Origin of the sequence: Kribbella qitaiheensis, assembly GCF_014217565.1 — a bacterium.
GTDB classification, from domain to species: Bacteria; Actinomycetota; Actinomycetes; order Propionibacteriales; family Kribbellaceae; genus Kribbella; species Kribbella qitaiheensis_A.
Genome location: NZ_CP043661.1, coordinates 1,542,509 through 1,554,737, shown reverse-complemented (window position 1 = coordinate 1,554,737; position 12,229 = coordinate 1,542,509). Strand labels below are relative to the sequence as shown.

Annotated in this window: 11 protein-coding genes; 6 read left to right on the top strand and 5 right to left on the bottom strand. The window is 68.0% G+C overall.

The features are described from left to right. Positions 1-332 precede the first annotated feature (332 nt). The 4 genes from F1D05_RS07020 to F1D05_RS07005 are packed head-to-tail and all read left to right on the top strand — an operon-like array spanning position 333 to position 3,952. The gene (locus F1D05_RS07020; RefSeq protein WP_185446527.1) at positions 333-1,112 is read left to right on the top strand and encodes an enoyl-CoA hydratase/isomerase family protein; all 780 of its coding nucleotides are present in this window, start codon (positions 333-335) and stop codon (positions 1,110-1,112) included. Then, the gene (locus tag F1D05_RS07015) at positions 1,112-2,059 is read left to right on the top strand and encodes a class I SAM-dependent methyltransferase (protein WP_185446526.1); all 948 of its coding nucleotides are present in this window, start codon (positions 1,112-1,114) and stop codon (positions 2,057-2,059) included. Before F1D05_RS07020 ends, F1D05_RS07015 begins: the two co-directional genes overlap by 1 nt. 20 nt (positions 2,060-2,079) lie before the next feature. Beyond that, positions 2,080-2,994: an acyltransferase gene (locus tag F1D05_RS07010; RefSeq protein ID WP_185446525.1), complete on the top strand. Its 915-nt coding sequence runs from the start codon at positions 2,080-2,082 to the stop codon at positions 2,992-2,994. Continuing rightward, on the top strand, positions 2,987-3,952 hold the full coding sequence (locus F1D05_RS07005) for a hypothetical protein (RefSeq protein WP_246486484.1): 966 nt from the start codon (positions 2,987-2,989) through the stop codon (positions 3,950-3,952). The genes F1D05_RS07010 and F1D05_RS07005 overlap by 8 nt, the downstream gene beginning before the upstream one ends. A gap of 80 nt (positions 3,953-4,032) precedes the next feature. Here the strand turns inward: F1D05_RS07005 and F1D05_RS07000 are convergent, their stop codons facing one another. Both F1D05_RS07000 and F1D05_RS06995 read right to left on the bottom strand, forming a co-directional pair. Further along, positions 4,033-5,295 (bottom strand): hypothetical protein, encoded by a 1,263-nt coding sequence (locus F1D05_RS07000; protein ID WP_185446523.1) that lies wholly within the window; start codon positions 5,293-5,295, stop codon positions 4,033-4,035. Positions 5,296-5,478: 183 nt separating this feature from the next. Then, complete coding sequence (locus F1D05_RS06995) at positions 5,479-6,213, bottom strand: class I SAM-dependent methyltransferase (RefSeq protein WP_185446522.1); 735 nt, start codon at positions 6,211-6,213, stop codon at positions 5,479-5,481. A 173-nt stretch (positions 6,214-6,386) separates the two neighbouring features. Here F1D05_RS06995 and F1D05_RS06990 point away from each other — a divergent pair, with 173 nt between their 5' ends. Together F1D05_RS06990 and F1D05_RS06985 are read left to right on the top strand one after the other, a co-directional pair. Continuing rightward, positions 6,387-7,148 (top strand): electron transfer flavoprotein subunit beta/FixA family protein, encoded by a 762-nt coding sequence (locus F1D05_RS06990; protein WP_246486483.1) that lies wholly within the window; start codon positions 6,387-6,389, stop codon positions 7,146-7,148. A 14-nt stretch (positions 7,149-7,162) separates the two neighbouring features. Continuing rightward, positions 7,163-8,110 carry an electron transfer flavoprotein subunit alpha/FixB family protein gene (locus F1D05_RS06985; protein WP_185446521.1) on the top strand — a complete coding sequence of 316 codons (948 nt, stop codon included), beginning with the start codon at positions 7,163-7,165 and terminating at the stop codon, positions 8,108-8,110. Positions 8,111-8,273: 163 nt separating this feature from the next. On the opposite strand, the gene F1D05_RS06980 is transcribed toward F1D05_RS06985, so the two are convergent. The 3 genes from F1D05_RS06980 to F1D05_RS06970 all read right to left on the bottom strand — a co-directional run bounded on the left by F1D05_RS06980 (position 8,274) and on the right by F1D05_RS06970 (position 12,201). Continuing rightward, entirely contained in the window at positions 8,274-9,938 is a 1,665-nt protein-coding gene (locus tag F1D05_RS06980; RefSeq protein ID WP_246486482.1) for a PucR family transcriptional regulator, read from the bottom strand. A gap of 386 nt (positions 9,939-10,324) precedes the next feature. After that, a complete protein-coding gene (gene menC, locus F1D05_RS06975) occupies positions 10,325-11,428 on the bottom strand; it encodes an o-succinylbenzoate synthase (RefSeq protein WP_185446519.1) in 1,104 nt (367 codons plus the stop codon). Next, a complete protein-coding gene (locus F1D05_RS06970) occupies positions 11,428-12,201 on the bottom strand; it encodes a GNAT family N-acetyltransferase (RefSeq protein WP_428995023.1) in 774 nt (257 codons plus the stop codon). Before F1D05_RS06970 ends, menC begins: the two co-directional genes overlap by 1 nt. Positions 12,202-12,229: the final 28 nt, after the last annotated feature.

The following is a 12,229-nucleotide window of genomic DNA, read 5'->3' as shown; positions in this document are numbered from 1 at the left end:
GGGTTACCCCATCGGCATACCAGTGGGGTAACCCCAATTGGAGGGGCGGAGCGCACGCTTTGTCCCGTGGGGTAACCCCAATTGGAGGGGCGGAGCGCACGCTTTGTTGCCCTGAGGTGAGGGTTCGCTGCCGACGGTTGGGGTTACCCCACTGGTGTGGGGGTTCGCCCTTGGGGTTGGGGTTGGCCCATTGGTATGCGGGTGGGGTAAGCCCGAGAGGAGGAGGGGAGCGCACGCTTGGTGTAGGGGGATGCTGATCTGTTTGGTGGGTGGTCCGGTAGCGTGCCCGGGGATGTGACCGGTGGGTAATCCTGGACTGGAGGAGCCAAGCGATGGGTGAGTTCGTCAACCTGACGGTGAGTGACGGGGTCGGGACGATCCGGTTGGACCGGCCGAAGATGAACGCGCTCAACGTTCAGGTCCAGGACGAGATCCGTGAGGCGGCGGAAGCGGCCGGTGCGGACGACGCAGTACGGGCTGTCGTCGTCTACGGCGGTGAGCGGGTGTTCGCGGCCGGCGCGGACATCAAGGAGATGGCCGACATGTCGTACGCCGACATGGTCAAGCGCTCCGGGCCGCTGCAGGCCTCGCTGTCGGCGGTCGCCGCGATCCCGAAGCCGACCGTTGCCGCGATCACCGGCTACGCGCTCGGTGGCGGCTGTGAGCTCGCTCTGTGCACCGACTACCGGATCGCCGCCGACGACGCGAAGCTCGGCCAGCCCGAGATCCTGCTCGGTGTCATCCCCGGCGCAGGTGGCACGCAGCGCCTCTCCAGGCTGATCGGCCCCTCGAAGGCCAAGGACATCATCTTCACCGGCCGTTTCGTCGACGCCGCCGAGTCGCTTCAGATCGGGCTCGTCGACAAGGTCGTCCCTGCCGCCGAGGTGTACACCGCCGCCGTCGCCTGGGCCTCGCAGTTCTCCAAGGGTGCCTCGCTCGCGCTCCGGGCCGCCAAGGAAGCGATCGACGCCGGCCTCGGCGTGGACCTGCACACCGGGCTGGAGATCGAGCGTCAGCAGTTCGCGGGCCTCTTCGCTACCGAAGACCGTTCGATCGGGATGAAGTCTTTCGTCGAGAACGGCCCCGGCAAAGCCGAGTTCAAGGGAATCTGATGACCACTGCCGGACCGAAGCCCGCTGCCTCCGCCGAAGAGGTCGAAGCCGCGTGGAACGACAACAAGCTCGCCCAGGTGCTCTACCACGACTGGGAAGCGTCCACGTATGACGAGAAGTGGTCGATCTCGTACGACGAACGCTGCGTCGATTACGCCCGCGACAGGTTCACCGACGTTGCCGGATCGGAAGGCTGGCCGTACGGCAAGTCGCTCGAGATCGGCGCCGGTACCGGGTTCTTCACCCTGAACCTCAAGCTCGCCGGCGTACTGGCCGAGGCGCACGTGACCGACCTGTCGCCCGGCATGGTCGAGGCCGCCAAGCGGAACGCCGACACCCTCGGCTTCGCGATCGAGGGCAAGGTCGCCGACGCGGAGAAGCTCCCGTACGACGACGACACCTTCGACCTCGTCATCGGGCACGCCGTGATCCACCACATCCCGGACGTCGAACTGGCCTTCCGCGAGATGCTCCGCGTGCTCAAGCCGGGCGGCCGCTTCGTCATCTGCGGCGAACCGACCCGGTACGGCGACTACGTGGCGCGCCGGCTCTCCCGGCTCACCTGGTGGGCGACCACCAACGTGACCAAGCTGCCGGCCCTGAGCCACTGGCGCCGTCCGCAGTCCGAACTCGACGAGTCCTCCCGCGCGGCCGCGCTCGAAGCCGTGGTGGACCTGCACACCTTCGACCCGGACACGCTGGTCCGGATGGCCGAGCGCGCTGGCGCGACCGGCGTGCGGACTGTCACCGAAGAGCTGCTCGCGGCCTGGGTCGGCTGGCCGATCCGGACGTTCGAGGCCGCCGTACCGGAGAGCAAGCTCGGCTTCGGCTGGCGGATGTTCGCCTACAAGTCGTGGCTGCAGCTCTCCAAGATCGACAAGGTGCTCTCGCAGGTAGTTCCCGACGAGCTCTACTACAACGTGTCGATCACCGGGGTAGCCCCGTAAGGCATGCGCATAATGGACGGATGCGCTTGCTGACCGCGGCGAATCTGCGCTGGGTGGTGCGCCACCGGGCGTGGACGCCGTACTACCTGAAGCGGTACTGGCGCTTCGCGGTGTTCAAGATGCGGCACCGGCAGGTGATCACCGAGGGATTCGTCTTCCTCGGCAAGAAGCTGGAGATCGTTGCCAGACCCGGCCACGGCCGGCTGATCCTGGGCAAGTGGGTTCATCTGGGCGACGAGACCCGGCTGCGCGCGCACGAAGGCACGCTGCGGATCGGCGACAAGGTGGTGTTCGCCCGCGACGTCACGGTGAACTGCTACCTGGACATCGAGATCGGCGCCTCCACCCTGATCGCCGACTGGACCTACATCTGCGACTTCGACCACAAGACCGAGGACCTCGGGCTGCCGATCAAGGACCAGGGGCTGGTCAAGTCGCCGGTCCGGATCGGCCCGGACTGCTGGCTGGCCACCAAGGTGACCGTGACGCGCGGGACCGATATCGGCCGCGGGGTGGTGATCGGGGCGAACAGTGTTGCCCGAGGCAACATTCCGGAGTACTCCGTGGCGGCCGGCATCCCGGCCGTGGTGGTCCGCGACCGGGTCAGCCGGTACGAGGCCGAGGCGGAGCGCCGGGCGTACCTGGAGAAGCTGGCGCGCGAGAACGACGAGACCGCCGCCCGGCTGCGCGCGGGAGCGCCCGCAGTACCGGAGGAGTCTGCGCCCGTCGGACCGGCTGAGCCTGCGCCCGTCGGACCGGCTGAGCCTGCGCCCGTCGGACCGGCTGGGCTTCCGGTGGGGGAGGGCGGCGCGCCGCCCGGTAACGGATCACCTACGAGTGGTGATAAAGCAGATGTGACCCAGGGGTTCTCAAGTTACTCGCCAGTCGGGCACTATGTCCCGGACGCCGTCGGAGAGGAGAAGCAGCGTGGCTGACGCCAACGGCCAGCGGTCGAGTCTTGACCAGGCTGCTGCCGACGGCTCGATCACGGGCGCACGGCACCGGGCGGTCGAACCGGTGCCGATTGTGGCCGAGAGTGCGGACGTCGCTACGTTGGACAGTGTGGACGACGTCTTGCCGGCCCCGGTGCCAGGCGTGCGGCGGAGATTGACGCCGCGTCCGGTCCCGGGCAACAAGCGGAAGAAGCCGCCGGTGCTGGGACCGGTGGCGGACGAGGAACCGACCCCGGCTGAGGAGATGGACGACGTGGGTACTCACGACGACAAAGCGGCCGACGCCGCCGATGCCGAGAAGGCGGTGACACCGCCGGACGCGAAGGCCGAGGAGACTTCGACCGGCGCTCGTGGCTCGACCGCCACGGCGACGAAAGCGGCCAAGCCCAAGACCGCCGCGGAGATCGTCGCGGCGCAAAGGGCCCGCGAGAAAGCCGCTGAGGAGGCTGCCGCGGGGGCTGTCGACGGGAAGAAGGACGACACCTCGGTGACGAAACCGCTCACTCGTCAGCCGGCAGTGGCCAGTACGCCGACTACCGGTGTCGTCGGTAACAAGCCGGCGGCCGCCAAGAAGCCCGGCAACCCGGTGGCGAAGTCGGCCTCGACCGGCGTGGCCGGCGGCAAGGGCAAGGCGGCGATGTCGACCGTCGGCTCCGGGGTGAAGCGAACCCGGAACGTGATCGCCTCGGCGATCTGGCTGATCGCCGTACTGGCGGCTGCGGTACTGGCTCTTGGTGCGCTCTTCACCGCGCTCGACCAGGCGAACCAGAGCAACGAGATCGTCCGGTTCGTGCTGGATCGCGGTCGCGAGATCGTCGGCCCGTTCAAGGACCTGTTCCGGCTGGAGACCGCCAAGAACACCCTGCTGGTGAACTGGGGGATCGCGGCGCTGGTCTACCTGATCGCCGGCAAGATCATCGAGCGCTTCGTCCGTCCGTAGCAGGTCTGCTGTAGCAGCGGACGCAGAACGGCCCCGGATCACCAGGATCCGGGGCCGTCGCTATTGGTTGCTGAGGGCAATTACGGGAGCGGGAGGAAGGCCAGCCGCTCGTGCACCTCGCCACCGATGTGGGTGGTGTCGGAGCCGACCCAGAGGCCGCCCGGGCTGAGCAGCAGGTCGTAGCCGCCGACTCCCCGTTCCTTGGTCGGGTTCCAGGAGTAGGCGTTACCGGTGCTCGGGTTCAGCGCACCGATGCCCGGCCGGTCGACCGCGCCGTCGCCGGGGAAGTTATCGCCGTGCGGGTTGTTCAGCCAGCGCTGGTGGCCCTGGACGTAGACGGCCGCGCGGGTCACCTGGACCGAGAGCAACGTGTCGCCACCGGTGTAGTTCACCCAGATCGGGTAGGTGGTTTTCTGGTCGTTGGTGTTCCAGCGGCTCGCGGAGTCGCACAGCCGGTTCTTTTCGTCCGGGAAGCCCGCGCCGGTGGTGACGATCACGAAGAAGGAACCGTCCGGCGAGAAGTCGACGTCACGGGTGTACGACGGGGCCGCCGTGCTGCACGTGTTGTTCCACAGCGACGAGTACCAGCCGCTGACCGAGGCGGAACTGGTGCCCAGGTTGATCATCGCGGCGCGCTGACGGGCCTGACCGCCGACCGAGGTGAAGGTGCCGACCAGCGCGATCCGGGTGCCGGCTGGGTTGACCGCGAACCGGAACACCTTGGTCGGGCCCGGGTCGCCGTAGTTCGGCGCGCCGGCGAACGCGATGTTGATGTAGCCGGTGTCGCCGCCGGTGGCCGGGTTGACCGCGGCCAGGTGCTTGCTGAAGCTGCCGCCCAGGATGAGCCGGCCCTTCACGTAAGCCATGTCGGTGACCGAGCCGTTCAGGTTCGCGTTGAACTTGGTGTCGACGGCACCCGTCGCCGGGTTGAGCTTGACCACACCGGTCCGCTTCACGCCGTTGACCGTGTTGAAGTAGCCGCCGACCCAGAGGTTGGTGCCGTCGGTCGCGAGTGCCCACACCTCGGAGTTGAAGGTGGCGTGCAGTCCGGTCACGCCACCGGTGCTGGCGTTGAACGCGAACAACCGGTTGCGGTTGAAGGTGCCGGTGTTGGTGTACGTCTTCACCTGGGTGAACTGGCCACCGACGAACGTGACGCCGCCGGTGTAGAGCATCTTGTACACGGCGCCGTCCTGGACCCGCGGCGTCTTGTCCGACGGGTTGGGGGAGACGACGGCGTCCTGGGAGATCGGCGACGCGTTCGACGGTCCACCGAGGAACACCACGACGGCGGCGGCGACGGCGGTCAGTGCGACGCCGATCGCTAGAACAAGCTTTTTCATTCTCAAGGAATCCAAACCATGGTCAGGGTCCGACTGTGACGTGGCAACCGGGGCGGCAGCCAGACAGGTCGCGAAGGACGCGGACGACTCTGACATACCCAGCCGGTGTAATAGAAGTCACCTGGGGTCAATTTCTTCAAGCCTTGGCCGGATGGTTATCTCCGGAGGCTGGTCGGGAGCTGGTCAACGGGTCGACCGAGCGACGACCAAGAGGTCGAGCGAGTCCGCGGTCCCGGTGGGGGTGGACTCCTCGACTGCGAAGTCGGTGGCTCGCACTGATCGAACAAGGTCTATCAGAGATTGGCTCCACTCCTGGTGATCATCCGCCAGCTGAGCGTCGACAATCTTTCCGTACTGCGCTTCCCAGGCGCGCAACCGGGGTCCGTGCTGGAGGCCTGCAACGGTGGTGACTTCCATTTTGGCGGCCACCAGGTCGACAAATTCCGGGCCGCTCAACTCCCTGGTGTGGTACCAGTTCCCCGGTGGGAAGGTGAGCCGGTTGGGCGTCGCCAGTACTACGGCGCCGCCGGGCCGGACCACTCGCGCGCACTCCGCGACGAAGGCCGGCTGGTCCCAGAGGTGCTCGATCGTCTGCATCGACACCACCAGGTCGAACGAGTCGTCGGCGAGGCCTTGCTGGACGAGATTCCCCTGCAGGGTTCTGAGCTGTGGATAAGCCTTCCCGATGTGATGCAACGCAGTAGGGTCGTAGTCGAGGCCGACCACCGACCTGGCGCCCGCAGTACGGAGGAGTTCTGCTCCGTACCCCTCGCCGCAGCCGGCGTCGAGGACGCGACCGGCCGGCGGGATCAGCCCGGTCAGCCACTGGTACGCCGCCAGGTGCCGGGCGTACCAATAGTTCTCGTGCCAGATCCCGGGGGCGGTCCTCTCCCCGGTGAGCGGTAACGTCTCGGTCACCAGGTGAGCCTAATGGCCCGACTCAGGGCCCTGGCGCCACTGGTGACTGTGATGGGACTCGCACGGAGCATATGTTTCTCGCGGGTAACATCCGTGGCAGGCTGGGAGTGACCGTTAACCAGAAGGGGTCCCACACGCTATGAAGATCGTCGTCTGCGCGAAGTTCGTGCCGGATGCCACCGCGGACCGCCGCTTCCGCTCCGAGGACAACACGGTGGACCGGGGCCGGTGTCGACGGGCTGCTGTCCGAACTGGACGAGTACGCCGTCGAGACCGCTCTGACCGTGAAGGACACAGTCGGTGAAGGCTCCGAGGGCACCGTGACCATCCTCACGGTCGGGCCGGAGCAGGCCGCGGACGCCATCAAGAAGGGTCTCCAGATGGGCGCCGACGCCGGCGTCCACGTGAACGACGACGGGATCCACGGCTCCGACGCCGTGGCGACCTCGCTGATCCTGGCCAAGGCGCTGGGCAAGCTCGAGGCCGACCTGGTCGTGTTCGGGATGGCCTCCACCGACGGCTCGATGGGCGTCGTACCGGCGATGGTGTCGGAGCGGCTCGGGCTGCCCGGTGTCACGCTCGGCTCGTCGGTGACCGTCGACGGCAACACCGTGACGATCCGCCGCGACGGCGACACCGCCAGCGACACGATCGAGGGCACCCTGCCGCTCGTGCTCTCGGTGTCCGACCAGTCCGGTGAGCCGCGCTACCCGTCCTTCAAGGGCATCATGGCCGCGAAGAAGAAGCCGGTAGAGACCTGGTCGCTGGCCGACCTGGAGATCTCCGCCGACCAGGTCGGGGCGGCCTCGTCCTGGACCGAGGTCACCGAGGTCACCGCCCGGCCGCCGCGGTCCGCCGGCACGATCGTCACCGACGAGGACGGTAGCGGCGCTACCCAGCTCGTCGAGTTCCTGTCCACCAACAAGTTCCTCTGAGGGGCGACCAGAGCATGTCGAACGTTCTCGTTCTCGTTGACCACACCGGTGGCAAGGTCCGTAAGACGACCGCGGAACTCCTCACCATCGCGCGCCGTCTGGGCGAGCCGGTTGCCGTCTACATCGGCGAAGGTGTCCAGGACGCGCTGCCCGCGCTCGGCCAGTACGGCGCCACGAAGGTGATCGCGCTGACCAACCCTGAGCTGACGCAGTACCTGGTCGCTCCGAAGGCGGAAGCGCTGCAGCAGGTCGCGGCCAAGATCGAGCCGGTCGCGATCCTGATCTCCTCGAGCGCCGAGGGCAAGGAGATCGCCGCCCGCTTGGCGGTCAAGCTCGAGTCCGGGCTGATCACCGACGCCGTCGACGTACAGGCCGGTCCTGTCACCACACAGTCGGTGTTCGCGGGGAACTACTCGGTCCAGTCGAAGATCACGCACGGGACGCCGATCATCACGGTGAAGCCGAACGCGGCGACGCCGGAGGCGGCCCAGACCTCGCCGGAGGTAGAGGAGTTCGACGTGACGATCTCCGACGCCGCCAAGACCGCGCGGATCACCGAGTCGAAGCCGCGCGAGGCCACCGGCCGGCCGGAGCTCACCGAGGCGGCGATCATCGTGTCCGGTGGTCGCGGTACCGGTGGCGACTTCGGGCCGATCGAGGGCTTCGCGGACTCGCTGGGCGCCGCTGTCGGTGCCTCGCGTGCCGCGGTGGACTCGGGTTGGTACCCGCACGCCTACCAGGTCGGCCAGACCGGCAAGACGGTCTCACCGCAGCTCTACGTGGCGGCAGGCATCTCGGGCGCGATCCAGCACCGCGCCGGCATGCAGACCTCGAAGACCATTGTGGCCGTCAACAAGGACGAAGAAGCCCCGATCTTCGAACTGGTCGACTTCGGCGTCGTAGGAGACCTCCACAAGGTCCTCCCCGCCGCCACCGAAGAAGTAGCCAAGCGCAAGTCCTGAAATTTTGTATCAGGCCCGGCACACGCTGTGTGCCGGGCCTGATCGCGTTGGGGGCGGGGCGTCCCGAGCGACAGGTAATGGTTGGCGACGCGCGCGGGCGCCACGCTCAGGGCGGGTGCCACCCGCGGCGTTTCGGGTGCTATTACCTGTCGCTCGGGACGAGCTAGCGGTTGCGGGGTGGCGGGATGACCCGGAGTTGGAGCATGGCGGCGAAGCGGGCCTCTGGGTCGTCCAGGTTCAGGGCGCCTACATCGGCTAGGCGGCGGAGGCGGTAGCGGAAGGTGTTGGGGTGGACGTAGACGGAGGCAGCTGCGGCGATGACGTCGCCGAAGGCGTCCAGCCAGGCTCGGAGGGTTTCGACCAGGTTGGACTTGTGCTCGCGGTCGTACGCGATCAGGCGCGCGATCGGGCCGGTCGGCTGGTCCCCGCGGGCTTCGATCAGGTCGCGTAGTTCGAGTAGCAAGGTCTCGACGTGGACATCGGCCAGCCGGGCTACGCGTTGAGAACCGCGGCCGGTTCGCAGTACACGGAGAGCGCGGTCGGCTCCAGCGCGGGCGTGCGGGAGGCGCGAGTTCTCCCGTACGACGGGCCCAACGCCGATCGTGGCGGTGACGCGATCGCCGATCCGGTCGAGGAAGTCCTTCGCGATCCGTACTGCGTTCTCCTCGCCGTCGGCGCGATCGGCACGCACCGGTACCAACCCGTACGCGACGTCGCCGACCAGCGCGGCGGCTGAGCGGGGGTGCACAGCGCCGAGGTGCATCGCGAAGGCATCGGCCAGGCGCTGGCGTTCGGTGGCGAGCCCGGCTACCCCACCGATGGAGTCAGACGCTGCGGACTGACTGGCGTGGTGGGCAGGGAGCAGGGAGAGAGCCAGTACCACGACGGGCTGATCTGCCAGCCCGAGGCGATCGAGAGCATCGCGGGCTCCGGCGCCGCCTTCGAGCGCAGTACTGACCAGGTCGGCGCGGAGCCGGCGTTCGACGTCGGCGCCGGCGCGGATCCGGAGCATGTGGAGGGCGACGAGTTTGGCGGCGTCGCAGAGGGCCTGGGTGCGTTCCTCGGTGAGCGGTGTACGGACGACGACCCAGATCGACCCGAGGATCTCGTCGCCGGCGCGGACCGCGACCGCCATCCGGGGGATGGTGAACTCGTCCTTGCCGATCGGCAGCGGCGGGACGTGTACCGGCTGATCGGTGCGGTACAACTCGCGGAACACCCCGAGCTCGTTGAGCAAGCGGGAGTAGCGCTGCGGCACCTGGCGGCCGAGTACGGTCTCGACGCGGGCGTTGTCGGCCTCGTCCTGTCTGCCGGAGAAGGCGAGCACGCGGGAGCTGCGGTCCTCGATGGTGACCGGCGCATCGAGCAGCGCGGCGGCCGCGTTGGCCAGGGCGAAGAGGTCGCCGGAGGGCATGCCGCCGAGAGTCTCCCGCTCCGCGACACCTACGTCGCCTTCGGCAAGGACCGAGCGAAGCAGTACGGCGAGTTGGTCCCAGGTCGCGCCGCGGGTCAGACCGAGCAGCGCGACCCCTGACTCGGCGACCGCTTTGGTGATCGTCGCGTCGGGGATGATGGGGGAGCGGACGACCAGACCGGCTGCCTGCTGGCGACCGAGATCGTGCAGCAGCCAGGCGATGAGTGACGGTTCCTGCAGCCCGACGCCCAGAACAAGGGCGTGCCGGGGGAGCACGGTCTCGTCGACGGGATCGTGGATCACCACCCCACCGATGTCCGCCGTCTGGTCGGGATCGCCGTGGATCAGTTCCAGCAGGGTGTCGCCGAGGTCGTCGAGGACCCGGCCGAGGCTGGCACGAGGCCGATTCGTCACGGAAAGCAGCACCCTTCCGAACCTAGAAGCAGAACCATCACTCTAGTTCGTCCGGACCCACAGTTTTGGCGCTCCAGCTTGTCCGATCCAACAACTTCGTGCAGAAGCTAGTCGGCCACCCTTGCCACCGCGCCCAGCCAACCCGCCTCCGTCTGCTTTCCCCCCTGCCCGCGGGGTTAGCCCGCCCCTCGTGGGGTTCGCCCACTGCTAGACCAGTGGGGGAACCCCCACACGAGGAGCGAACCCCGTGGGGGGTGGGCGAACCCCGTGGGGGGTGGGCGAACCCCGTGGGGGGTGGGCGAACCCCGTGGGGGGTGGGCCAACCCTGCGGGGGGTGGGAGGCATCCCGCTGGGAAGGGGGATCGCGCGAGGTGGTGGGGCCCGGCTTAGAGCGGGAGCCATTCGGTGGAGGTGGTGACGGCAGCCAGTTCGTCCGGGAGGGGGACTACCCCGATGCCAGGCGCGGTGGGGACAGGAAGGTGGCCGTCCTGGAGGGTGAAGGGGGTGGTGATGTCGGTCTTGTAGTAGCGGCTGGAGGCAGACGTGTCGCCGGGGAGGGTGAAGCCGGGGAGGGCTGCCAGGGCGACGTTGGCGGCTCGGCCGAGGCCGGTCTCGAGCATCCCCCCGCACCAAACCGGGATCCCGTTGGCGACGCAGACGTCGTGGATCCGACGCGATTCCAAGTAACCGCCAACCCGGCCAGGCTTCACGTTGACGATCGAGCAGGCGCCCAGCGAGATCGCAGCGGCCGCCGAACGCGCCGAGGTGATCGACTCGTCCAGACAGACCGGAGTCTTGATCAGCCGAGCCAGTTCCGCGTGCCCAAGGATGTCCTCCTCGTCCAGCGGTTGCTCGATCAGCAGCAGGTCGAAGGGGTCGAGCCGCGCCAGGTGCCGGGCATCCGCCACCGAGTACGCCGTATTGGCGTCGACCTGCAGCAACACATCCCCGAAGCGTTCCCGCACAGCGGCGACCGGTTCGAGATCCCAGCCGGGCTGGATCTTCAGCTTGATCCGCAGATACCCCTCATCCAAATACCCACCGACCGCGTCCAGCAGCTCGCCGATCGAATCCATGATCCCGACCGACACTCCACACGGCACCCGGTCGTGCACAGCCCCGAGTTCACGAGCCAACGGTCGTCCCTCGGCGCGCAACTCAGCATCCAGTACCGCGGTCTCCAGCGCCGCCTTCGCCATCCGATGCCCATGGAACTTGGCCAGCGCCGGCGCGACCCCAACCGCCGAAAGCCGTTCCACCGCACCCAGCGCGGGGACGAAGAACCGCCGCAGTACGTCGACGGCCCCGTCCACGTACTCCGAGGAGTAGAGCGGCCCGCTCATCGCGACGCACTCGCCCCACCCCTCCGCCTCGGTGCTGACGACCCGGACCAGCACCGCGTCGCGCGTCGTCTCGGTCCCGAACGAGGTCCGGAACGGCGCCACCAACGGCAACGAGATCCGCCGCAACTCGACTCCGGTCAGCTTCATCACACCAGTCCCTTTCCAGGAAGTTCGAGTACGTACCAGCCGGACCGGTCGAAGCCGGTCACCTGGGCACCGTCCGCCAGCAATCCACCGAGCACCTCACGCGTCGCCGCCCGCCAGTCCTTCGCCGCCGCGGGATCGGTACCGCGCAACCCTTCGACATCAACCGGTACTGCGACCAGCAGCGTCCCGCCGTCCGGCGTAGAACCCATCAACGGCCGCCCGTCCTCCGCCCGCGCCAGCACAATCGTTGCCTCGGACAACTCGAGCCCCGCGGCCGGTCGCCGTCCGGCCGCTGCCGCGACCTCGGGCGTATCGAGCTGCCACCGGACCAGCAGCCGATCGCTGTCGTCCCCGTTGTTGATCCCGTCGTCCATCAACCCGTAGAAGTTCGTCAGGTACTCCGTCGGTCGCGCCGCGAGCTTCACGATGTTGAAGTACGCGTTCCGCCGGATCAGCGGATCGAACGTCCACGAGATCGCGCGCACGCCCCGCTGCAACGCCCACGCCCGCTGATGCAGCTTCAACGCGAACCCGACATTGCGCCCGCGAGCAGCCCCGGACACCCCGGCGACGTGGCTGTGCATCGCCACCTCGGCCGGTGCTTCGAAGAAGCCCACGCAGGCCCCGATCAACTCGTCGCCGTCGTAGGCCCCGCCGACGTAGTTGCCCGCCTTCGTCAACGCCCGCAGCAGCTCCGTCGTCACCGGCGGGTTCTTCGGATCCGGACGCCAGATCGAGTCGTACAACCGATAGACCTCGTCGAGCTCCGCCAGCTCCCGAAGCTCCCGGACCTGTACTCCG